At 47.6% G+C, this 22,304-nt stretch carries 23 protein-coding genes; 16 read left to right on the top strand and 7 right to left on the bottom strand.

Features of this window, described 5'->3' with window-relative positions:
* Positions 1 to 48 precede the first annotated feature (48 nt).
* Together GVI43_RS03690 and rsmC are read left to right on the top strand one after the other, a co-directional pair.
* On the top strand, positions 49 to 939 hold the full coding sequence (locus tag GVI43_RS03690; protein WP_159565393.1) for a GNAT family N-acetyltransferase: 891 nt from the start codon (positions 49 to 51) through the stop codon (positions 937 to 939).
* 357 nt (positions 940 to 1,296) lie between these two features.
* Positions 1,297 to 2,355, top strand: coding sequence for a 16S rRNA (guanine(1207)-N(2))-methyltransferase RsmC (gene rsmC, locus GVI43_RS03695; protein ID WP_159565394.1), 1,059 nt, complete (start codon positions 1,297 to 1,299; stop codon positions 2,353 to 2,355).
* Positions 2,356 to 2,499: 144 nt separating this feature from the next.
* On the opposite strand, the gene ridA is transcribed toward rsmC, so the two are convergent.
* On the bottom strand, positions 2,500 to 2,886 hold the full coding sequence (ridA, locus tag GVI43_RS03700) for a 2-iminobutanoate/2-iminopropanoate deaminase (protein ID WP_159565395.1): 387 nt from the start codon (positions 2,884 to 2,886) through the stop codon (positions 2,500 to 2,502).
* Between the two features lie 221 nt (positions 2,887 to 3,107).
* On the opposite strand from ridA, the gene GVI43_RS03705 reads away from it, so the two are divergent.
* Positions 3,108 to 3,572 (top strand): NanQ anomerase/TabA/YiaL family protein, encoded by a 465-nt coding sequence (locus GVI43_RS03705; RefSeq protein ID WP_159565396.1) that lies wholly within the window; start codon positions 3,108 to 3,110, stop codon positions 3,570 to 3,572.
* Positions 3,573 to 3,620: 48 nt separating this feature from the next.
* On the opposite strand, the gene argF is transcribed toward GVI43_RS03705, so the two are convergent.
* The gene (gene argF / locus GVI43_RS03710; protein ID WP_159565397.1) at positions 3,621 to 4,625 is read right to left on the bottom strand and encodes an ornithine carbamoyltransferase; all 1,005 of its coding nucleotides are present in this window, start codon (positions 4,623 to 4,625) and stop codon (positions 3,621 to 3,623) included.
* Between the two features lie 168 nt (positions 4,626 to 4,793).
* Here argF and rraB point away from each other — a divergent pair, with 168 nt between their 5' ends.
* The 8 genes from rraB (at position 4,794) to GVI43_RS03750 (ending at position 12,558) form a co-directional block, all read left to right on the top strand.
* Positions 4,794 to 5,246, top strand: coding sequence for a ribonuclease E inhibitor RraB (gene rraB, locus GVI43_RS03715; protein ID WP_159565398.1), 453 nt, complete (start codon positions 4,794 to 4,796; stop codon positions 5,244 to 5,246).
* A 25-nt stretch (positions 5,247 to 5,271) separates the two neighbouring features.
* Positions 5,272 to 6,120, top strand: a complete 849-nt coding sequence (locus GVI43_RS03720; RefSeq protein ID WP_159565399.1) for an aldo/keto reductase — start codon at positions 5,272 to 5,274, stop codon at positions 6,118 to 6,120.
* Positions 6,121 to 6,387: 267 nt separating this feature from the next.
* Positions 6,388 to 7,026: a vWA domain-containing protein gene (locus tag GVI43_RS03725; protein ID WP_159565400.1), complete on the top strand. Its 639-nt coding sequence runs from the start codon at positions 6,388 to 6,390 to the stop codon at positions 7,024 to 7,026.
* Between the two features lie 20 nt (positions 7,027 to 7,046).
* Positions 7,047 to 7,688 (top strand): TerD family protein, encoded by a 642-nt coding sequence (locus GVI43_RS03730; RefSeq protein ID WP_159565401.1) that lies wholly within the window; start codon positions 7,047 to 7,049, stop codon positions 7,686 to 7,688.
* A complete protein-coding gene (locus GVI43_RS03735; RefSeq protein ID WP_159565402.1) occupies positions 7,688 to 8,326 on the top strand; it encodes a vWA domain-containing protein in 639 nt (212 codons plus the stop codon). Before GVI43_RS03730 ends, GVI43_RS03735 begins: the two co-directional genes overlap by 1 nt.
* 151 nt (positions 8,327 to 8,477) lie before the next feature.
* A complete protein-coding gene (locus GVI43_RS03740) occupies positions 8,478 to 9,518 on the top strand; it encodes a TerY-C metal binding domain-containing protein (RefSeq protein WP_159565403.1) in 1,041 nt (346 codons plus the stop codon).
* A complete protein-coding gene (locus tag GVI43_RS03745; RefSeq protein WP_159565404.1) occupies positions 9,518 to 11,023 on the top strand; it encodes a PP2C family serine/threonine-protein phosphatase in 1,506 nt (501 codons plus the stop codon). The genes GVI43_RS03740 and GVI43_RS03745 overlap by 1 nt, the downstream gene beginning before the upstream one ends.
* Before the next feature lie 35 nt (positions 11,024 to 11,058).
* Positions 11,059 to 12,558: a helix-hairpin-helix domain-containing protein gene (locus GVI43_RS03750; protein WP_159565405.1), complete on the top strand. Its 1,500-nt coding sequence runs from the start codon at positions 11,059 to 11,061 to the stop codon at positions 12,556 to 12,558.
* Positions 12,559 to 12,656: 98 nt separating this feature from the next.
* Here the strand turns inward: GVI43_RS03750 and GVI43_RS03755 are convergent, their stop codons facing one another.
* The 5 genes from GVI43_RS03755 to GVI43_RS03775 form a co-directional block, all read right to left on the bottom strand.
* The gene (locus tag GVI43_RS03755) at positions 12,657 to 13,232 is read right to left on the bottom strand and encodes a TerD family protein (protein WP_159565406.1); all 576 of its coding nucleotides are present in this window, start codon (positions 13,230 to 13,232) and stop codon (positions 12,657 to 12,659) included.
* Positions 13,233 to 13,298: 66 nt separating this feature from the next.
* The gene (locus GVI43_RS03760; protein ID WP_159565407.1) at positions 13,299 to 13,877 is read right to left on the bottom strand and encodes a TerD family protein; all 579 of its coding nucleotides are present in this window, start codon (positions 13,875 to 13,877) and stop codon (positions 13,299 to 13,301) included.
* Positions 13,878 to 13,912: 35 nt separating this feature from the next.
* Positions 13,913 to 14,953, bottom strand: coding sequence for a TerC/Alx family metal homeostasis membrane protein (locus tag GVI43_RS03765; protein ID WP_159565408.1), 1,041 nt, complete (start codon positions 14,951 to 14,953; stop codon positions 13,913 to 13,915).
* 28 nt (positions 14,954 to 14,981) lie between these two features.
* The gene (locus GVI43_RS03770) at positions 14,982 to 15,431 is read right to left on the bottom strand and encodes a tellurite resistance TerB family protein (protein ID WP_159565409.1); all 450 of its coding nucleotides are present in this window, start codon (positions 15,429 to 15,431) and stop codon (positions 14,982 to 14,984) included.
* Positions 15,432 to 15,444: 13 nt separating this feature from the next.
* Positions 15,445 to 16,626 (bottom strand): TerD family protein, encoded by a 1,182-nt coding sequence (locus GVI43_RS03775; protein WP_159565410.1) that lies wholly within the window; start codon positions 16,624 to 16,626, stop codon positions 15,445 to 15,447.
* A gap of 688 nt (positions 16,627 to 17,314) precedes the next feature.
* Between GVI43_RS03775 and GVI43_RS03780 the strand changes: the two genes are divergently transcribed.
* From GVI43_RS03780 to GVI43_RS03800, 5 genes are read left to right on the top strand one after another with little or no spacing between them, the layout of a single operon-like run.
* A complete protein-coding gene (locus tag GVI43_RS03780) occupies positions 17,315 to 18,319 on the top strand; it encodes an ATP-grasp domain-containing protein (RefSeq protein WP_159565411.1) in 1,005 nt (334 codons plus the stop codon).
* Between the two features lie 40 nt (positions 18,320 to 18,359).
* Complete coding sequence (locus GVI43_RS03785) at positions 18,360 to 19,472, top strand: phosphoribosyltransferase domain-containing protein (protein WP_159565412.1); 1,113 nt, start codon at positions 18,360 to 18,362, stop codon at positions 19,470 to 19,472.
* Complete coding sequence (locus GVI43_RS03790; protein ID WP_246201483.1) at positions 19,465 to 20,253, top strand: HAD family hydrolase; 789 nt, start codon at positions 19,465 to 19,467, stop codon at positions 20,251 to 20,253. Before GVI43_RS03785 ends, GVI43_RS03790 begins: the two co-directional genes overlap by 8 nt.
* A gap of 12 nt (positions 20,254 to 20,265) precedes the next feature.
* Complete coding sequence (locus tag GVI43_RS03795; protein WP_159565413.1) at positions 20,266 to 21,348, top strand: cysteine protease StiP family protein; 1,083 nt, start codon at positions 20,266 to 20,268, stop codon at positions 21,346 to 21,348.
* Positions 21,345 to 22,283, top strand: coding sequence for an HpcH/HpaI aldolase/citrate lyase family protein (locus GVI43_RS03800; RefSeq protein WP_159565414.1), 939 nt, complete (start codon positions 21,345 to 21,347; stop codon positions 22,281 to 22,283). Before GVI43_RS03795 ends, GVI43_RS03800 begins: the two co-directional genes overlap by 4 nt.
* Positions 22,284 to 22,304: the final 21 nt, after the last annotated feature.

Genomic DNA, 22,304 nt, shown 5'->3' on the forward strand with positions numbered 1-22,304 from the left:
CTCTTTTCATGAGAATGCTACTTTTATAATGTGTAAATCTGGTGAGCAATGAAATTACAAAAACTTTTTGGGTGGAAAGAGTGCTCGTTTCATGAATATAAACAAGCATATGCGAAATTTGGTGGGAACTTATCGAGCGAACCAAGAATTTTGGAGTTCTTTCATAAACATCACGATCTTAATGAGAACTTTTTTACCAAAAAAAATGATAATGGCGAATTAATTGGAGCTATTTGTTCTTGGGAAAATGGCTATATTTCCGGAGAGCAGAAAATAGCAAAAAAGCATAATTTAGGAAATTATCTTCTTAATTTTGATGAAGTAATGCCGCCAATAAAAAAAGATTCAATACGTATATTACCGTTTAAAACAAAATACCTATCAGCAATTAATAGTCGTAACATTATGAATTCAAGCCACTTCCTTGATGCTAACAGAGAAATAAGTATTGTAAACAATGTTAGTAGTAAGACTCGTAATTCTCGCAATAGAGAATTACGAAAATTCATCGACAGTGGAGGAAGTATTAGAAAAATATCGGAATATGATATTAATTCACTCTTACCAATTTATGAAAAACTATACTTCCAACGCCGTGGCACAGGAGCAGGAACAGAGGGTGCCCGAAATCTGCTTAGTGAGATCCCCGATCTACTATTTGGCTCCGTTCTTGAAATGCACGGAGAACCCTGCGCGATGCAATGGATTACAAAATCAGAAGACCATCAGAGAATATATTTAGATTATGTGAATGCAGGGATGAATATGGAGTTAAAACACCTGTCAGTCGGCACAATTATCGCTTGGATAAACGTTCGTGATGCCATTGATTATGGCACCGCGCGTAATAAAGAGGTACGTTTCAGCTTTGGGCGCCCGTCTGCCGACTACAAGGAACGCTGGTGTACTGCGGAACCCCTATCTAGAGTATTTGCCTAAAACACAGCGATCGATGAGTTAACATCGGGTATAAAACGGATATTCTCCCAGACTTATTAGCACCCTGTTCTTTAGTGCCATCCGCTTTCGTACTCTTCTCTAAGTTCTCATGCTGTTTTGCTCGGCTCTGTCGCTTTTGATGCTCGTTACATCGAGAATATAGAGGAATTTGTATTTATAGTGCTTTCGCTACGAAAGCACTATAATTCCGCCGAATAATTACTGAGGCATAGCGCTCAGGTTGTTTTGCGTTACCTTAGTGTGCGTTTATTTCGAACTTATCGATAGGCGATAAAACGTCTGCTTAACTATGTTTCGGCAAAGCCCTAAAGCCTCTTTGCTTCCCAGGAGAATGATATGTCCGCTTTTTGCCCGGCCAGCGAAGTTATACTACGCCACACCGATGAATTTACCGAACGTCGCGTACTGTTTGCCGGCGATTTACAGGATGAACTGGCCAGCCAGTTTGAAGCGAAGAACGTACGCGTCCACTGTTCCCAGTATCACCACTGGCGTCAGATTAACCGCACGTTGGGTGATGACGCGCAGTTTAGCCTATTGCCGCAGCCAGCGCTGGTTGCCGACTGCGACACCCTGATTTATTACTGGCCAAAAAGCAAGCAAGAAGCACAGTTTCAACTAAGCTCACTGCTCAGCCAGCTACCGGTTGGCAGCGATATGTTTATTGTCGGTGAAAACCGCAGCGGCGTTCGTAGCGCTGAAACCCTATTAGCCGATTTTGGTGCCATTGCTAAAATTGACAGCGCCCGCCGCTGTAGCCTGTACCATTTCCGCTTAGACAATCAGACCCAGTTCAATCTGGACGAATGGTGGGATGAATACGCTATTGAAGGCACCACGGTGAAAACGCTACCGGGCGTGTTTAGCCGTGACGATCTGGATCTGGGCAGTAAGCTGCTGCTTTCTGTACTCGACAGCGCCAAAGGCAAAGTTCTCGACATCGGTTGCGGTGCGGGCGTGCTCTCTGCCGTGCTGGCTAAAGCAATGCCAGAAGTTGAACTGACGCTAAGCGACGTTAGCGCCATTGCCATTGAATCTAGTAAAGCCACGCTGGAAGCGAACCATCTGAAAGGCAAAGTGATTGCCAGCGACGTGTTTTCTGATATTGAAGGCCGCTTTGATTTGATTATTTCAAATCCACCGTTCCATGACGGGCTTCAAACCAGCTTCACGACGGCAGAAACGCTCATTCGCGGCGCGACCAAACACCTTCAGCTTGGAGGGCGTCTGATCATTGTAGCCAACGCCTTCCTGCCGTATGCGGAGATTCTTGATGCTACCTTCGGCAGCCATGAAGTACTGGCTCATACCGGGCGCTTTAAGGTTTATCAGGCAATTCATGCCCGGCCGACCTACCCCGCCCCTAAAAATAAAAAGCATAGAAATAAGCGTTAAATAGAAATAAGCATTAATAGAAATAAGAGTTAATAGAAATAAGAGTTAATAGCAATATTTCAAGCTACAGCAAATAAAATGGCCGGCATTCAATGCCGGCCATTTCTATTCCATCACCCCTGAACCGTAGGGTACAAACGGTGATTAGCCGCGAACGGCAATAACTTCGATTTCAACGTTAGCATCTTTCGGTAAACGGGCCACTTCAACGCAAGAACGCGCCGGGAACGATGCATTATGTTCGGTGAAGAAAGCCTCGTAGGCCGCGTTTATGGTAGCAAAGTCATTTAAATCTTTGACAAATACGGTAGTTTTCACAATATCAGCCACCTTAAGACCGGCCGCTTCAACAATGGCTTTCACGTTGTCTAAAGACTGGCGCGCCTGAGCGGCCACGCCTGCCGGGAATTCACCGGTCTTAGGATCGATTGGAAGCTGGCCAGAAGTTATGATCATGCTGCCCAGATCGACGCCCTGAACGTAAGGGCCAATTGCCGCCGGTGCTTTGTCAGTATTAATAATACGAGACATGGATTCTCCTTCACTTTTTAATGTATATACCCGATTTAAATAAATCACGCCTGCCATTATAGAGCGCTTACGCAAAGATGCACCATAAGCCTGCGAGTACAGCGTAGAGAATCATCAAGCGGCCCTCGGCAACATTCCAAAGCGATCAAAACTCAGTGAGTTTATCTACGTACCAATATAGAATATGAAACAGGATTTCATTTTCTTTAATAGGAATAATTATGATTATCGGAAATATTCATCACCTTGGCCTGACGCCCTATCTACCGGCAAAGCTGAAAGAGGCCATTGAGTATGTTAAAAAAAATATCAATCAGGATACGCCGCTGGGTAAACACGACATTGAGGGCAATAACGTATTTGTTTTAGTTTCCAACGACAGTACTGAACCCGCTGAACAACGCCGGGCTGAATATCATGAACGCTATTTGGATATTCAAATTGTATTAAAGGGTTGCGAAGGAATGACCTTCAGCAGCTTCCCTGCCGGTGAACCTACCGATAATTTGCTGGCGGATAAAGACATTGCGTTTTTACCGGCCGGAGAGAAAGAGCAGCAGGTCATTCTGGAAGAAGGCGACTTCGTTGTTTTCTATCCGGGAGAAGTTCATAAACCGCTGTGCGCCGTTGGTGAGCCAGCCCGCGTACGCAAAGCCGTAATAAAAATGTTAGTCAGCAAGCTGTAACCGACCGTTTCTCCATCCCATTCAACCGCTGAATGGGATGGAAAGTCATTACCGGCTTAGCGTTGCCACCATCACCGCTTTAATGGTATGCATACGGTTTTCAGCCTGATCGAACACAATGCTATGGGCCGACTCGAAAACCTCATCCGTCACTTCCATTCCGCCGTTTAATCCATACTGCTCTGCCATTTGTTTGCCCATCACGGTCTTATCGTCGTGAAACGCAGGCAAACAGTGTAGGAATTTAACCCGTGGGTTATGAGTCAGTTCAATCATCGCCTGATTAACCTGATAAGACTTCAGCAGCGCAATACGCTCCTTCCATACTTCTTTAGCCTCGCCCATAGAAACCCAAACGTCAGTATACAGATAATCCACGCCGTTCACGCCCTGAGCAATGTCTTCAGTCAGCGTCAGCGTTGCACCGGTAGTTTTAGCAATCCTCTGGCAGTCGGCAACCAGCGAAGCCTCCGGCCAGCAGGCCTTTGGCGCAACTAAACGTAGGTCAATGCCCATCAGGGCGGCACCTTCCAGTAAAGAGTTACCCATATTGTTGCGAGCATCGCCTAAGTAAGCCAGCTTCATGTCTGACAAATTTTTGCCCGGTAAATGTTCCTGCATGGTGAGCAGGTCGGCCAGAATTTGCGTCGGGTGAAACTCGTCGGTCAGGCCATTCCACACCGGTACGCCGGAATACTCCGCCAGAGTTTCAACAATATGCTGACCAAAACCGCGATACTGGATGCCGTCATACATCCGGCCTAATACTCTGGCGGTGTCCTTAATCGATTCTTTGTGCCCAATTTGACTACCGCTTGGCCCCAGATAGGTCACTTTCGCGCCCTGATCGAACGCGGCAACCTCAAAGGCGCAGCGGGTGCGGGTGGAGTCTTTCTCAAAGATCAGCGCGATATTTTTACCCACCAGCGTTGGCTTTTCCTGCCCCTCCTGCTTATCTTTTTTCAGTTTTGCCGCTAAGGTAAGTAATACAGATACTTCATTTGGTTTAAAATCAAGTAAGCGAAGCAGGTGACGCTGATAGAATTGAGGCATATGACTGTCTCCAGAATAAGGGTTAGTTATGAATATTAAATCAATTTATATGAATTAATATTCATAATCAACCGCACTACAAAGAAAACTTTACCTTTAGAAGTGGAGCTACGTGTTGCACTATGTGAGAATACCATCAATTCCCTATCATAATATGAGATAAACACCATGCCTAATGATGAGCTGAATGCCCTGCTGGACGAACAACGCGAAGAGACCCGACTGATCGTTGAAGAGCTACTTGAAGACGGCAGCGATCCTGATGCCCTGTATTCTATTGAGCATCACCTCTCTTCTGAAGACTTTAACATGCTGGAAAAAGCGGCGGTTGAAGCCTTTAAACTGGGTTATGAAGTTACCGACCCGGAAGAGCTAGAAGTTGAAGAAGGTCTGGTTGTGATGTGCTGTGACGTTATCAGCGAAGTTGGCCTTAACGTTGAAGTGATCGACAAACAGGTAGAACAACTTGTTCTGCTCGCCGAGCGTTTTGAGATCAACTATGACGGCTGGGGCACCTATTTTGAAGATCCTAACGGCAGCCCTGATGACGAATTTGATGATGAAGACGAAGACGGTGATGAAGATCCATTGCATCAGGATAACAACGAAACCCGCCATTAATTTTCATTGAATTGAGGTTGATAGCATGGCCAGAAAAAATATGCGTTACATTGCGCTTCCTAGCGGAGACGATGTGCCGGTCTTTGGGCAGGGTACTTGGTTTATGGGAGAGCGAAGCTCCGATATACCGAGGGAAATCTACACCCTACAGCAGGGTATCGAGCGGGGGCTATCGCTCATCGATACCGCAGAAATGTACGCTGACGGAGGCGCTGAGCACGTCGTAGGTTCTGCTATTAAAGGGCGTCGTGATGACGTGTTTCTGGTGAGTAAAGTGCTGCCCGGTAATGCCAGCTTAAAAGGAACGGTTTGTGCCTGTGAAGCCAGCTTAAAGCGCCTGGATACCGATTATATCGACCTCTATTTACTTCACTGGCGTGGAAATATTCCCCTAGGGGAAACGGTTGAAGCCATGGAGACGCTGATCGATATGGGGAAAATTGGGCAGTGGGGAGTCAGTAACTTTGACGTTGACGATTTAGAAGAGCTGATGACTATCGTTGACAACGAACAGCTGGCCACTAATCAGGTACTGTATAACCTGTCCCGCCGCGGCATTGAATATGACATGCTGCCGTGGAGCCGCAATAACGGTTTGCCGATCATGGCCTATTCTCCTATTGAGCAAGGCCGCCTGTTAGAACATCCGGCACTGGCTGAAGTTGCCAAGCGACACGATGCAACTCCCGCCCAAATTGCACTAGCATGGGTGATGCGCGACCATAACGTGATAACCATTCCAAAAGCTTCCTCGCTTGAACATATGCAGGAAAATATCGGCAGCTTAGCCATCAAGCTGCTGCACGAAGATTATCTTACTCTCGATGCCGCCTTCCCTCCGCCGCAAAGAAAAATCCCTTTAGAAATGCTTTGAAGCCCTACCGGCCAAGTGAGTAACGCTAACGTTACTCACTTGGCCATTACCTTACCTAAACACAATCTTCTTTTATTTTATAAATCAAATGATAGAGTCATCTTCACGATACCCATCTTGTCGACTATCGCTTATAAAGTATAATTTATCTTTAGGCTAATCGATATTTATCGCCGCGTTCATATCAGTAGTTGCGTTACACATTAAATCAATTAATATCGTGACATCACGGATTAAAACTTAGTCGCGTATACGGTAAGGATGCACATGAGAAGACTACCGATCTATCTGGTACTAGACACCTCAGGTTCAATGACCGGTGAACCCATTGAGGCAGTAAAAAATGGCGTTCAAACTCTGTTATCGACTCTACGGCAAGACCCTTACGCGTTAGAAACCGCTTATCTTTCCGTCATTACTTTTGACTCATCGGCTCGTCAGGTTACCCCTCTCACGGAGCTGCTTAACTTCAAAGCGCCCGACATCGTCGCTACCGGTACAACGGCGTTTGGTGAAGCGTTATCGCTGTTGGGCAGCTGCATTGAGAAAGAGGTTCAAAAGACCACGGCAGAGATTAAAGGCGATTGGCGTCCACTGGTGTTTATCATGACCGATGGCACCCCGACTGATGACTGGCATAAAGGTCTGGCCGACTTTAAAAAGGCCCGTACCGGCATAGTTGTTGCCTGCGCCGCCGGCCAACATGCCGATACCTCAGTTCTGCAACAGGTGACTGAAGTGGTACTTCAGCTCGACACTGCCGATTCAAACTCAATTAAAGCGTTCTTCAAATGGGTATCTGCAAGTATCTCTGTAGGTAGCCAAAAAATCGATTCGGGGCAAAAAGAAGTCATTGGCCTGAGTGATCTACCACCCCCACCACCAGAAGTTAACGTTGTACTCTAAAGGAATTATAAGGAGAAATTATGGCTGTAAGTTTAAGCAAAGGACAAGGCGTCAGCCTGAAAAAGAACGAACACGATCTGTCATCCGTGACAATCGGTTTAGGCTGGGATATTAACGAAGAGAAGAAAGGTTTCTTCAGCTCCCTGTTAAGCGGAAAAAGCGAAGAGTACGATTTAGACGTAGCTGCTTTTTTATGTGACGAACACGGTAAAGTAAAAGACCTTGGCAACGAAACCAATGGCCGCCCTACCTTAGTCAACGGCGACATTATTTTCTTTAACAGTCAAAAGCATAAGTCAGGGCAAATCTGGTTAACCGGCGATAATCGTACCGGTGAAGGCGACGGTGATGACGAGCAAATTATCGTTAAGCTAAATACGCTTGGCGCAGAATACGCTAAAATTATATTCATCGTTCAGATCTACAACGGCCAAGAGCTGAAGCAAAACTTTAGTCGAGTTAAAAACGCCTACATTCGTGCCGTCGATGCAAAAAATGTTGAAATGGCCCGCTTCAACCTCTCTGGCGGAGCAGCATTTGCTAACCAATGCTCACTGCTGTTCGCTGAATTAGTCAGAGAAGAAGGCGGCTGGAAGCTTAACGCCATCGGTGAACCGTCAACCTCAGACAGCTTTGTATCTTATCTGAAGGACTACGTGTAATGAGAAGGCTGCCCGTCTATATTTTGCTGGATACATCGGGCTCAATGCGTGGGGAGCCTATTCATTCGGTTAATGTCGGTATCCAAGCCATGCTCAATGCGCTTAAGCAAGATCCCTATGCATTAGAAAGCGTACATATCTCAATTATCACCTTTGATAATGAAGCCAGAGAACACGTTCCACTAACCGCACTTGAGAACTTCCAGTTTACCGATATCGACGTACCCAGCGCTGGCGGGACCTTCATGGGCGCAGCCCTTGAGCTATTGATTGAACGTGTCGATCGTGACGTAAAGCGTTCTACTGACGATCAAAAAGGAGACTGGCGGCCACTGGTATTCCTGATGACTGACGGTAGCCCGTCTGACGCCTACGCTTACACACAGGCCATTGCGGAAATCAAAAAGCGTCCGTTTGGTTCCATTATTGCCTGTGCCGCAGGCCCTAAAGCGAAACACGAGCATTTGATTCAGTTGACCTCTCAGGTAGTTTCTCTCGACACCTTAGATTCCGTTGCCTTTTCCAGCTTTTTCAAATGGGTATCGGCCAGCGTTTCAGTTGGTAGCAGCAGTGCCGGCGTAGCGGATACGCAAAGCACTTTGCCGCCACCGCCGCCGGAAATTCAACTGGTACTCTAACCGTATGGCAAAGTTTATCTCACGCTAAGCTTTGCCATTTTTATTTTTCCCGTTCATTTAGCACATTCGATTATTTTTAACTAAGGGTCATTACCCCGACCGAGGGTCTTCAGTTAAAAATGCGCACTCAATTGACACAAAGGATTATGTTATGAGAAGACTTCCCATTTTTTTCGTTCTCGATTGTTCAGAATCAATGATCGGCGAAAATCTGAAAAAGCTAAATGACGGTTTACAGATGATCGTCAACGACCTGAAAAGAGATCCTCACGCGCTGGAAACCGTTTATATCTCCGTTATCGCCTTTGCCGGTATAGCAAAAACCATCGCGCCGTTAGTCGAAGTGGTGTCGTTTTATCCACCAAGGCTGCCTATTGGCGGTGGTACCTGCCTCGGCGGCGCGCTAGACGAACTGGCAGCCCAAATTGACCGTAACGTGATAAAAACCACCGCAGACCGTAAAGGCGACTGGAAACCAATTGTTTATCTGCTTACCGACGGCCGCCCTACCGATGACTACACGGCAACCATTAAGCGCTGGAAAGAGCAGCATGCCAAAAAAGCAAACCTGATCGCCATCGGGCTGGGCCTGTCAGCAGATTTAAACGTATTAAAGCAGCTAACCGACAACGTACTGCTGTTTGAAGATACCAACGAAGGTGACTTCACCAAGTTCGTTAAATGGATTACCGCCTCGGTAGTTGCCCATAGCCGAAGCGTTGGCGACGAGCCGCCTCCGCTATTGGCAAAAACCGATGAAATAGTTCGTCTGGCTAAAGATGAAGTAGCCCGCGCCTATGATGACTCATGCGTGACCTTAGTGGGCCGCTGCAATAAAACCCGGCGCCCTTATCTGATTAAATACGAGCGCCCGAACGTCAACCTGTCATCCCTCAACTTTAAGCTGAACCTTAACCGGTTTAATCTGACCGGCTGCTTCCCGATTGATGAAGATTACTTCTCATGGAGCGATAACTCAGCGTCCGCGCTACAGGTCAATACCTCCGAGCTGGAAGGGGTTCCCGGCTGCCCGCACTGTGGCAACTCAAGCGCTTTTGCGGTATGCGGCTGTGGAAAGCTGGTTTGCGTCAATGGCCAGGAAGAGATCAATTGCCCCTGGTGCCAAAAAACCATCAAGTTCCGTGATAACGGCAGTGACTACGATTTTGACGTTAGCAGAGGAAAAGGCTAATGACAGAAAAGAGGCCCAACGCCAGATCTCTACTTAGCACAGCGCTATCCCATCGGATTCCGGCGCTGTCAGAGCTTGAATTAAGCCAGTTGGAAAATAATCAGGATATTCAGCAAATAATTCAGCAATTCTCGCTGAGCCTAAACGAGAAAGTGGAACGGCTAAACGCCGCAGCCGCCGTGCCGGTCGAACAGGCTATGTCGGAATTGCCCGACGCAGAAACTCAGGTAATCGACGATCTATCCGTTGGTTCCGACGCTGGGTTGGCGGCAATACCACTCAAACCGGGGCAAATTCCCGCGCAGTCGAGCGCACCTGCCGTTGCGCCCAAAGGGGCATCAATGCCAAACGTTAATTTCAATTTTGCCAATGCCCGGGTCAATACCGCCTACCGTTCTAAAATTGAACCCGTCAGCCATACCGGCGAAGCGGTACTGATCCACGCGATCGCATTCAGCCACGATATTGGCATCACGTTTGATCCGCAAACCCAAGAATTATTCGGAACGCCAACCGCTGACGGCGACTATCGCCTGTTTATCACATGGACCACCGACGGAAAAACGTCATACACAACCGATGCGTTGATTATTGTGAACCCGGATCCCCGCAGCCTATGGAAAATCATCGAACCTCCGGCGGACGATAAGTATTTTAAAGCCAATACTGACAGCCGGGTTATCAATGAAAACGGCGTTACAATCGCCGCCGCCAGCCGCCGGGGCCGCTCTCATGAACACGTAGGTTCGTTTCGTGATGACGACTTTTTTATCGCCCACGACGCCGATAACGGCTGGACCATCACGATCGTGGCCGACGGTGCCGGCAGCGCTCCGAACTCTCGCAAAGGCTCTGAAATTGCTTCGAAAACCGCGGGCGACTACTTAAGTACACAAATGAAAGGCGAGCAAGGGCTAAAGCTCAAGGCACTGGTTCAGGACTGGCAGCCCGAGTCTCAAAAGCTGGTTGGCCCGCTGTTCTCTGAACTGTACCGCAATGCCGCTAAGCTGGCCGTCAATGCGATAGAAAATGAAGCTATCCTCATGGGTCAGGCGACTAAGTCCTACGCCACAACGCTACTGGCAACCGTATCGATTCGCTGTGGCGACGAGCTCTTTGCTGCCGCGTTCTGGATGGGCGACGGAGCGATTGCAGCCTATGGCCCGGTAGGAAAAGTGCGATTATTAGGAACGCCGGACAGCGGTGAATACGCAGGACAAACTCGCTTTCTTGATAATGATGCCATCAACGACAGCGGGTTTAATAGCCGCATCATGATCGGCAAATGGGCCGACATCAGCCATCTTATTTTAATGACTGACGGCGTTTCCGACCCCTACTTTGAAACCGATAACGGCCTGCTGTCTGCCGAGCGCTGGGATAAGTTAGTCAATGAGATTCTACCTTGTCTCCAGCCAGATGAAGCAGCAGAGAAACTAACGGATTGGTTGAGCTTCTTCTCACCGGGCAATCATGATGACCGCACCATTGCGATTAGTTGGTAATAGCCGTCGTGGTCATGTAGAAAGGATATATTCAGATGGCAAATATTATTACTTGTAAAACTGTCGACGGTAAAACCGTACAGTACGTTGACGACATCATCGGCTCCGGCGCAATGAAAGATGTCTATTTTTCACCGGATAAATCCTACGTGGTGGCTTTCTATAAAACCCAGCAAGACGCGCAGGCTAAAGATCGCATTCAGATGATTACCGGCCGGTTTAAGCAAAGCATTTTTGAGCAGGCCGGCGGTGAATACTGGAAAGACCTGTTCTGCTGGCCAACCGACATGGTTGAGCACAATGGTAAACTGGGCATTGTGGTCCCAACCTATCAAAACCATTTCTTTTTTAAATATGGTTCAAAGAATAATGACTTCCTGTCGATCAAGGGGCGGGAAAAGGAAGGCAAATGGTTTGCCAGCGCCAACAACCAAAATAAATTCCTCGATCCACGGGAACGCGGCGATACGCTGAGCTACCTGAAAGTCTGCATTTTGCTGACTCGCGCAGTGCGCCGTATGCACGCAGCGGGCCTGTGCCACAGCGACCTCAGCTATAAGAACGTGCTAATTGACCCTGAACAGGGCCATGCCTGCGTTATTGACATCGACGGGCTGGTCGTGCCGGGTAAATACCCGCCGGACGTTGTCGGCACGCCTGACTTCATTGCGCCGGAAGTGGTGAAAACCAGCCATTTGCCTAAAGACGATAAAAACAGGTTTTTACCCAGCATTTCGACTGACCGCCATGCTCTCTCGGTTTTGATCTACATGTATTTGTTCTATCGTCATCCGCTACGCGGCGGAAAAATTCACGATATCGACGACGAGCTGCGCGATGAGTCGCTCTTGATGGGTGAAAAAGCCCTGTTTGTCGAACACCCAACCGATCGAAGTAATGCGGTAAAGCTTAATCAGGTTAAAGCGTCTTCGCTGCCGTGGGCTGATACCAACAAGATCCCTTATACCGTGATGGGCCCTTATTTGTCGTCCCTGTTTGAGAAAGCCTTTATCACCGGTCTGCACGACCCGTCAAAACGGCCAACCGCCGACGAATGGGAAACCGCGCTGGTAAAAACCGTGGACCTGATACAACCCTGCCAAAATAAAGCCTGTGAACAAAAATGGTACGTATTCTCCGGCAAAACGCAGCCAATTTGCCCGTATTGCGCAGCGCCATATAAAGGTAAACTGCCGATCTTAAACCTTTACTCATCGCGCAAAGAGGGCTCATTTCGCCCCGACGACCACCGCCTGATGGTATGGACCGGCCAATCGCTGTATCAGTGGCACGTTAATCGTCTGGTTGCCCCGAATGAGCGCACCACCGAAGAACAAAAGAAACGGGTTGGCTACTTCCAGTTCCACAACGATCAATGGTGGCTGGTTAACGAAGGCATTAACGATTTATTAGCGTTACCGGATAAGCGCAACATTGCTATTGGCGATAAACTTGAGCTGACCGACGGGCTTCAGTTCGTTCTTTCAACTGAAGAAGGCGGCAGGCTGGTTGTAGTGCAGATGGTCGATAACTAGAGGCGATTATTCGGTCGAAAAAGAAGACTGCCGCCAAACAAAAAGGCCACGAATACAATTCGTGGCCTTTTTAACATTATAATCTAGACAAATAATGCTTAGATATTAACGCCATACTGCACGGCTAATGCGCCTAGGCCACCGGCAAAACCTTGACCGATTGCTTTGAATTTCCATTCTGCGCCATGCTTATAAAGCTCACCGAACACCATCGCCGTTTCAGTTGAAGCATCTTCGCTCAGGTCGAAACGGGCAATTTCTTGGTTGCCATCGTTGTTTACAACACGCATAAACGCCGCGCTAACCATGCCGAAGTTTTGCTTTAATTTCTCAGCTTCATGGATGGTCACTGCGAAAACTAGCTTCTTCACGTCTTCAGGGATTTTGTCCAGAGAGATCAGCACTTTCTCATCGTCACCGTCGCCTTCACCGGTACGGTTGTCACCTTGGTGAACAACAGAACCACATGGGCTAGTTTTGTTATTGAAGAAAATGAATCCTGAATCGCTGATAACTTTACCCGCTTCGTTAACCATAAATACTGAGGCATCCAGATCGAAATCTGCACCGTCAGTTACGCGCGTATCCCAGCCTAAGCCGATCATCGCTTTAGTCATTGTAGGGGCTTCTTTAGTTAAAGAAACGTTACCGCCTTTGCTTAATGATACTGCCATAGTTTGAGTTCCTATTAATTAAGTAAGATGTCACAAAATGGGCAGCCTAAGCCGCCCATATTTTTATCAACCAACGTGAATACCATATTGTGTTGCCATTGCAGCCAGACCACCGACATACCCTTGGCCTACCGCTCTGAATTTCCACTCTGCGCCGTGTTTATACAGCTCGCCGAAAATCATGGCGGTTTCAGTTGAAGCGTCTTCACTCAGGTCATAACGAGCAATTTCGATATTGCTCAACTCATTAGCTACGCGGATAAATGCGTTTGCAACCTGACCGAAATTCTGACGACGAGATTCAGCATCGTGAATGGTAACCGTAAATACGACTTTCTCTACGTCAGCAGGAATGGTTGCCAAATTTATCTTTAAAGATTCATCATCGCCATCGCCGTCACCGGTACGGTTGTCGCCGGTATGCTCTACAGAACCGCAGTTAGACTTAAGGTTGTTGTAGAAAATAAAGTCGTTATCACCACGAACTTTACCGTTCGCAGACAATAAAAATGCGGAAGCATCCAAGTCAAAATCGACGCCATCGGTAGAACGGTCGTCCCATCCTAAACCAATTAATACGCGAGTCATCTGAGGATCGGCCTTACTTAACGATACGTTTCCGCCTTTCGATAAACTAACACCCATTATTTGCTCCTTTTATTAATTTAGCTTGTTGTAACTTAAGATACAGATTCTGAATCTTTTTCGTCTTTTGCAGGCCAGATCAAACTTGCCAATACTCCGAGCGCTAACATGCCTAACACGATGTATAGGCTGATAGTCGGATCTATTGAATATCCGTGTCCAAACAGGTGCCCTGACGCATTCAACGCCAGTTTTGCTGCGATAAAGAACAGCAGTGCAATAATTGCTTTTTCCAGATGCACTAAGTATTGCTTCATGGCTTCCAGAACAAAGTACAGAGTACGAAGACCCAAGATAGCAAACATCATTGCACTATACACAATCAGCGGTTCCCGGCTAACGGCGATAACCGCAGGAACTGAGTCAAATGCGAACATCACGTCACTCAGCTCAATCACCATAACGCACAGGAACAACGGCGTTGCGTAGAACATGCCTTTACCAATCTTACCCACTAAATCAGAGTTTTCAGGCTTCGCCAGCTCGGCATCAAGCTCTTTCTGATTTAGCAAGAAGCGGTGGCCCGCCAGCTTAGGGTAAGACGGAAACAGCTTCTTGGCGAAACGATAGGCAAAGTGCGATGAATAATCTTCAATCTCACCATCATCACCGCCGCTGCGCAGCATCATTACGCCGGTAGCCGCAACGACGAGTGCGAACACCATTTCTACCCATGGCCCCAACACCAGGAGGCCGGTACCGATCACCACAAAGATCGCTCTGAAGACGATGGCACCCATAATGCCCCAGTACAGCAGGCGATGACGGTAGGCATCAGGTACGGTAAACCATGAAAATATTGCCATCATGACAAACAGGTTATCAACGGAAAGCGCTTTTTCCAGCACATAACCCGTGATGTAAAGACTTGCAACGCTCTGACCATGATGGATATACAGGTAACCACCAAATAGCAGCGCAGTAGCAACCCAAAACAGTGACCAAAGAACGGCACTTTTCAGGCTCACTACTGAGTCTTTACGATGTGCGTATAAGTCGATAAAAATAGCGGCTAACGCAATACCGATAAAGACCAGGACTGTCTCAATAGGGAAGCCTAATGGCGTTGTTTCCATTCTAATCAATTACCTTAAATTTATAGGATTACAGACCAAAATCGCTTGGGTCTAGGTTTAACTCTTTAGCCATTTGTCTGACAACTTTTTGCTCAGACTCGTCAAAATTGCCATCGCTGGCACCAATGGCGATACAGACTCTGATCATTAATCGGGCCGCATCAACGTTAGAACGCAGTTTACCCACGGTTTTTAACGCTTCTGCTTCACCAATTGAATGGTCAAACTCAAAGCTTGATATGGTTTTATTAAAAAAGGCGATAACGTCAGGCATATCAAAAACTTTCAGCTCTTCAGAGTTTTTGATAAAGGCTGCCATTTTCTGCTTTTCTTCACCGCTTACGTTGCCATCAGCGGCAGCAACTAAAGCACAGCCAGCAACGGTTGCTTCCATAAAAGTACGATTTTTGAACTTACCAATCTCTTTATTCAACGTATCTTTGCCAGCCAAGATGGCAGCTTTCAATTTTTCTAACATGTTTATATCTCCGTTATTTTGAGCCAGCGGACCAGCGAAAGCCCCAGCGGAAGGCGTTATCCATATCCTTATGACCGCTGAAATATTGGTTAATACGCTCAATGTTGATAGCACCGTTATTGTTGACAATACGGGCAATCGCACACATACCGTTTCTGTTTTGACCCTCGGTCAAACGGGTTTCTATCGGCCCCTGACCCGGCATGTGAATAGTCACTACCCCGTCGGTTTGAGCCCAGTTAGGCACCCCTTGGTAGATAAAGGCATAGACTAAGACTTCGTCAATATTCTTCCATTGGGAACCGTTGATATGCATCCATTCGCCATCTTTTACGGCTCCGGTCCTGTCATCGCCCTGTAGCTCTATATATGGGGCCGAATTGAAAGAACCAAAGGTGTTGCCTAATGCCTGAATGACACCCTGCTCACCGTTCTTCAATCGAACAAAGGCGCCTAAATCCAAATCGATAGATTTATTTGAACCTAACAGATTGTTTAAAAAGCCTTTACTCTCAACTTTTTGATTCCAGTTGAGGTTAATCCGAATCAGCCCGAAATCATCTTTCTTACTGAGATTAACCCGAGGGCTCTCTTTCGTTAGTGAGATTTTACTTAAGTTTACAGAAGGCTGCCCCGCAGGAGCCGCTGGCGGAGTCGGAACTACCGGCGGTGGAGTTGGCGCAGCGGCGGGCTCGTCGTCATTCACGTCGACACCAAAGTGCTCTGCCAGCGGTTTTAAACCACCGTTAAAGCCTTGAGCAATAAAACGAAACTTCCACTCATCGTTACGGCGGTAAAGTTCACCCAAAATCAACGCGGCCTCTGAACGCCCGACCATGTCAACGTTACAGGAAACGATCGCTTCATTATTCGATTCAACCTGTACAGACAGCCGGTTCAGCGCCTGAATGGTATCGTTCTTATCACAGGTGAGGGCAAACGCGATCTTCATAACCGACGGTTTAACTTTTGGTAAATCCACTTCAAATACCGACGTTACTCCTTCTTCGATCAGGCTAACGCTGCCGTCATCATTGGTTTTCTGGCCGTAGAAAACCATATCTGAATCGCCGGACACTTTCTCATTGGCATATAGGCGATAGGCCGAAACGTCTGCCGCTTTTCCTGAAATGATCTTAACTTTTAACGCAGACGATGGGACGGAGGTATTACCTCCTGCGACGAGTTCTTTCACCAATAATGCTCCGATGCAATGTGATTAAAACCATAGCCTGAACAGTCCATCACCGCATCGCGTAAAAGTAGAGAGAGTCGGTGTATAACCGTTCAGATAAAAAACCAGACTACTAGACAGATAATATCAATAACTTAGCAACTGAGGAAGAATTCAATACTAAACAGGTATAAAACCACATTATCTTACACACAATGGTTTAAAAAACTGGTGATTTCAAACTGTCTAGCAAATGATTTTAACAGACTAATATATATTTTTTGTGAAAGCGAGTCAGATTTCAGCCGATAACTAACGGGCTAAGCGTTCTATTTTAGTTAGCCATGTTTCCATTTAGCCTGGCATATTTCATTAACCCTACTTAATCAGATGAATTATCAGAATAATTTAATCACTTCCGCTCGCTATCTAAATAAACACAATGGCGTTTATCGGTAAAAATCCAACAATAGCAACGCGTTATTCACGCCTAATTTAACGCTTATTGATGAAGTGATAAAACCTCATTTTTTGGACTACTAAAGTCATAATATATTCATTCTAAATATATGAAAATACCCTTTTCATTGGGAAACGTGGCCAAACCAAAAGATTTAGCCATAAAATTCACGGTATACTGTAGTATCAGCTCAGTTTACCGTTTGACGGCACCCGCAGACATCGGCTAAAAGTCACAAGGAAATACTCCATGCTATTGTTTACAGAAGGATTATCATCACAAAGAGAAATAATTGCTGGTATTAAATCTCTTTACCCTTCGCTGTTCATTGTCTCGACCCATTCTCAGGAAAGGCCGGAAATTCATGAATTTTCTGACGCTAACCAGTTTGAACCTCAGAACGCCGACGAAAGATTGAGTTTTTTACGCGATACCATTCGCAAATATGAGATAAAACTGCTTCACGCGGGTAAACATACGTTATGGTATGAAGAGCATCGTAGCCGCATTGAGTCTTTAGGCGTTACTCTGGTTACCGGCGTTTCTGACGTAGAGATGTTTGAGATTGCCGACAGTAAAATCCGTTTCGCCCGGCTGATGGAACAGTACCGCCTGCCGGTGGTACCTTCTATTGAAATCACCCATGCAGACCAGCTAGAAACCGAACTGAAAGCCCGCCCTTTCGGTGACGATGCGTTACATTGCGTTAAACCGGTTAAAGGCATTTATGGCATGGGTTTTTGGAAGCTCTCCGACGAAATTCCAGCGGCCCGCTGTTTTTATGATACGGATTCCAGAATGGCCAACGTTGGCGTTTTTTTACACGCCATGAAACTGAGTGAAGATTTCAAGCCACTGGTGTTAATGCCTTATCTGGACGGCCCTGAACGCTCTGTTGATATGGTTGTCCAAGCCGGTAAGGTCATCAAGGCCGTTGCCAGAGTCAAAAAGGGTTCCTACCAGTTTTTTGAAAATCAGGGGCCAGCTATCGACTTAGCAATAGCCTGTGCATCGGTGATTAACGCCGACGGTATTGTTAACGTACAAACTCGTAATGCGCCAGACGGAAGCCCGGTACTGCTGGAAATCAACCTTCGTCCATCGGGTGGCATCGGCTATTTAGCCCATTCAGGTATCAATCTACCGGCGCTATTTGTTCAAACCTTTCTCGGTCTGGAACCGTCTGTAGTGGCGACGGGTAGCTTGGTACCCAACGTCATGGTTCGTCCTTTAACACAGGCTATCGTCATTTAACCATCGACGCTGTTTACCCTTCATACCATCAGGGAATTTAATGTTAACAATTGAGTTATCAACGGGTGTCATTTCAGTGTGCTCTGACGGGCAGGCCGAGCTGAGTTCGCTGTTTGAAATGGCGGAAAGAAATAATCCTAAACGCTCATTTCTGTTTGTCAGTAAAGTGCTGGGTAAACATATTCCAGTCACGCCGTCGGCCATGAAAGCCAGCCACCGCACGTTGGCGGCTAAAATCCCTACGGGCTTACCCGAACCCGTTTTATTTATTGGCATGGCTGAAACCGCAGTCGGTCTGGCTGCTGGGGTACATCGGGAATATACCCGGCTTGGGCATCAAGCCTGTTTAGTGACATCAACGCGTCATCCGGTTGACGGAGAGCTGTTTTGCGAATTCAAAGAAAATCACAGCCACGCTACCGACCACCTGATTTACTTACCCGAAGACCCACGGCTGCGTGAACGGTTTTTAACTGCCAAATCCTTAGTGTTGGTTGATGATGAAGCCACTACCGGCAACACCTTCTTTAATCTGTATCAGTCATTATCGGCCGCGGGTCTTTCGCAGCTATCACACATTGTGACGGCCACCCTGACCAACTGGAGCGATGGCAAATTAGCCAGCCGGTTAGATATTCCGGTTAACGAAGTCTGTCTGGTATCTGGCTCATGGTCGTGGCAGCCAAAGCCAGATGCACCGGTGCCGGTGATGCCATCGGTTAACGTCACCGCCCGCGGGTTAGCCCCCATGGCTACTCAACAAAATTGGGGGCGGCTTGGCTGTGAGCAACATCAGCTAACGTTAACCAGTAATCACACCCAATACGCCGGTAAGAAAATACTCATTCTTGGCACCGGCGAGTTTATGTGGCAGCCCTTCTTGCTGGGTGAGCAACTCGAAGCCGCCGGAGCAGAGGTCTACCTCAGCTCCACAACCCGTTCGCCCATATCCATCGGAATGGCAATCAAGTGCGGCGTCGCCTTCGGTGATAACTACGGGCTAGGCATCGCTAACTTTATGTACAATATTTTCCCAAATGATTATCAGCACATTCTGTTATGTACCGAAACGCCGGCCTCGTTTATCGATCCTGAACTTCAGGCCTATTTAAGCGGCGGCAACGCCACTCTGGAGATCATTGTTCATGACTAAATTGTTCATGGCTACCCCGTCACAGCCTATTGCCCTGATCGATCTGGATGACACAATTTTCCAGACTAAACGTAAGATGCTCAATGAACAGAACATCGAGCCCAAGCACGTAGGCGCTCTGGATCGGCAGCTGCAGCCGCGCAGCTTTATGAGTGAAAAGCAGTTTAACTTGGTTAACTGGCTATTAAGTACCGCAGAAACCATTCCCGTCACGGCGCGGGGAACAGAAGAACTGTCGAGAGTGCAGGTTCCCTTCACCAGTTGGGCCATCGCTACCCACGGTGCGGTTATACTCAATAAACATCGCCAGCCGGACGACGAGTGGAAAAGCATTGTTCTCACGCGGTTAAAACTGATATCACCCTTAGTCATTCAACTGCGTGAGGCCTGCGAACAATTGCTGGATAAAATGCAGGTTGAGGGCTGGGCCAGAATCAACTACGAATATGACCAACAGCCGATCTATTTGGTTATGAAGCACACCGACAGCACTAAAGCGCAAGAGATCTATCGGGTAGCTGAACGGCTGCTAAAAGAGCAAGATTGCTCAGAATTCTACCTGCACAGCAACGGTAATAACGTTGCATTTTTACCCCACTGCATTGATAAAGGTCAGGCGGTCAAGCATCTGCTCAGCCGGTTACGCGCCGATGCGCCAGACCGGCCGGTTTTGGGGCTAGGTGACAGCACCAGCGACCACCGTTTTCTGCATCTATGCGATTGGTTTGGCATGCCTCAAAATAGCCAGTTATCACAATTCTTATCCCCCTTGATTAAGTAAGTTGGAGTTAACGTGCCACAACGCGGATTTTCCGGATCTTACCCCGCTGACTGGGTCAGTTTTCTATTAAATACCGTCAGCACTGAAATGACACCGGTAGAAGAGAAAGAACGCCTGATTCAAAGCGGCGAAAAACATTATTCAGAGATGCTTAGCGAAGAGCCTGAGCCGAGTCAGTTTCATCTTGAGCTTTATCAGGGCGCACTGGAAGCAGGAAGCCACCGGCTAGCCACTGAAGTGATGGCGCTGGCTAAGGCGCTGAAAGGCAATATGCCGAGCCAAGACATCATTTTGGTCAGCCTGGTCCGGGCTGGGGTTCCGCTCGGCGTGTTGCTGCACCTAGCCCTGAGAAAGCTGGGCGTCGCTTCACACCACTATGGCATCAGCATTGTTCGCGATCGCGGTATTGATGATGTGGCCATGAAACAGATAGAACGGCAGCACGGCACTCAGGGTATCGTTTTTGTTGACGGCTGGACAGGTAAAGGCGCCATCACTCAGGAACTGCAGCGTTCACTGTCAACCCGCTCAGGCTACCCACTGCGGGATCGCTTAGTGGTGCTGGCAGACGTATGCGGCAGCGCTTGGTTAAGCGCCTCTACCGACGACTGGCTGATTCCCTTTGGTATTTTAGGCGCGCCGGTTTCAGGCTTGATATCGCGCTCCATCTGGTCAGCCGACGATTACCACGGTAGCGTCAGGTGCGACCATTTAGCGAAATTTGACCGTAGCATTTCATTTATTGAAACTATGATTAAAGAGTGGGAGCGTATCGATATCGCAGCCATTGAACCCGCTATATGTGATGACCCAAGGGTTCAACCCTTGCTGAAACTCAGTCAGGATACCGTAACATCGCTGGCCGACCGGTATGGAATTAAAAACCGTAATCGCATAAAACCGGGTATTGCCGAAGCCACTCGGGCAGTATTAAGGCGGCTCCCCGACCACGTTTTAGTACGTTCTAAAACCGATAAAGACGTTTCTCTACTGATGTACCTGACCGAAAAACTGTCTATTCCGGTTCAGGAAGTCGGCGAGGCTATTGCGCCTTATCGGGCAATTACGATCATTAAAAAGGTAGGTAAAGAATGATTACTCCCTACGATTTGGGCGCAACTCTGTACATGCCGGCCACCCGAAACGATCTGTTTCAGGTGATAGCCCAAAATAAATATCCGCACTTAAAATCATTAGTTATTTGTCTGGAAGATGCCGTCGTTGAACGGGAAATTGAGCTGGGGATTGAAAACCTCAGCGTGCTGCTGGCAGGCATTGCGCAGCTTGAGCTTAAAGACGGGCCGTTAATCTTTATCCGCCCGCGTAATATTCCCATGGCTAAAAGGTTAATCGTCGAACTGGATCTGACTAAGGTCACCGGGTTCGTGCTGCCTAAGTTTGAACTGAGTCAGGTTGAAGAATGGAGTCAGGCACTGTCCGGCACCCATCTTCTGGCGATGCCAACGCTGGAAACGGCCAGCTGCTTTGACGCAGCGAAGATGAACCAGCTAGCCACAACCATGCGCAACGATGCTTATTTCTCCGCCAAGACGATTGTACTGAGGATCGGCGGTAACGATCTGATGCACGCGTTGGGCATTCGCCGCAACCGGGCTAAAACCCTGTATGACGGCCCGCTGGGCTACGCAATAAAAATGATCGTCTGCACCTTCGGTGCCCACGGGTTTTCGATGACCGCTCCGGTATGCGAAATTATCGACTCTCCGGCCATATTGCTGGCGGAACTGGAAATAGATAATGAACACGGTTTGGTCGGCAAAACCGCTATTCATCCGAAGCAAATAGAGCATATCAACAATGCCTTTAAGGTTCAGGTGACCGACTATCTCGACGCGCTAAAGATCCTTAACAGCAACTGCGCGGTTTTCCAGTCAAACGGTGCCATGTGCGAACCGGCAACCCACCATATGTGGGCTAAAAACATTGTGGCACGCTCACAGTCTTATGGGTTTATAGATGAAATAGCTCATTCGCTGTATGAACAGCATCGATCGGAAAAGATCTTATAGTAAAAAGGCCGCTTTCGCGGC

The organism is Budvicia diplopodorum (assembly GCF_009800925.1).
Taxonomy (GTDB): Bacteria; Pseudomonadota; Gammaproteobacteria; order Enterobacterales; family Enterobacteriaceae; genus Budvicia; species Budvicia diplopodorum.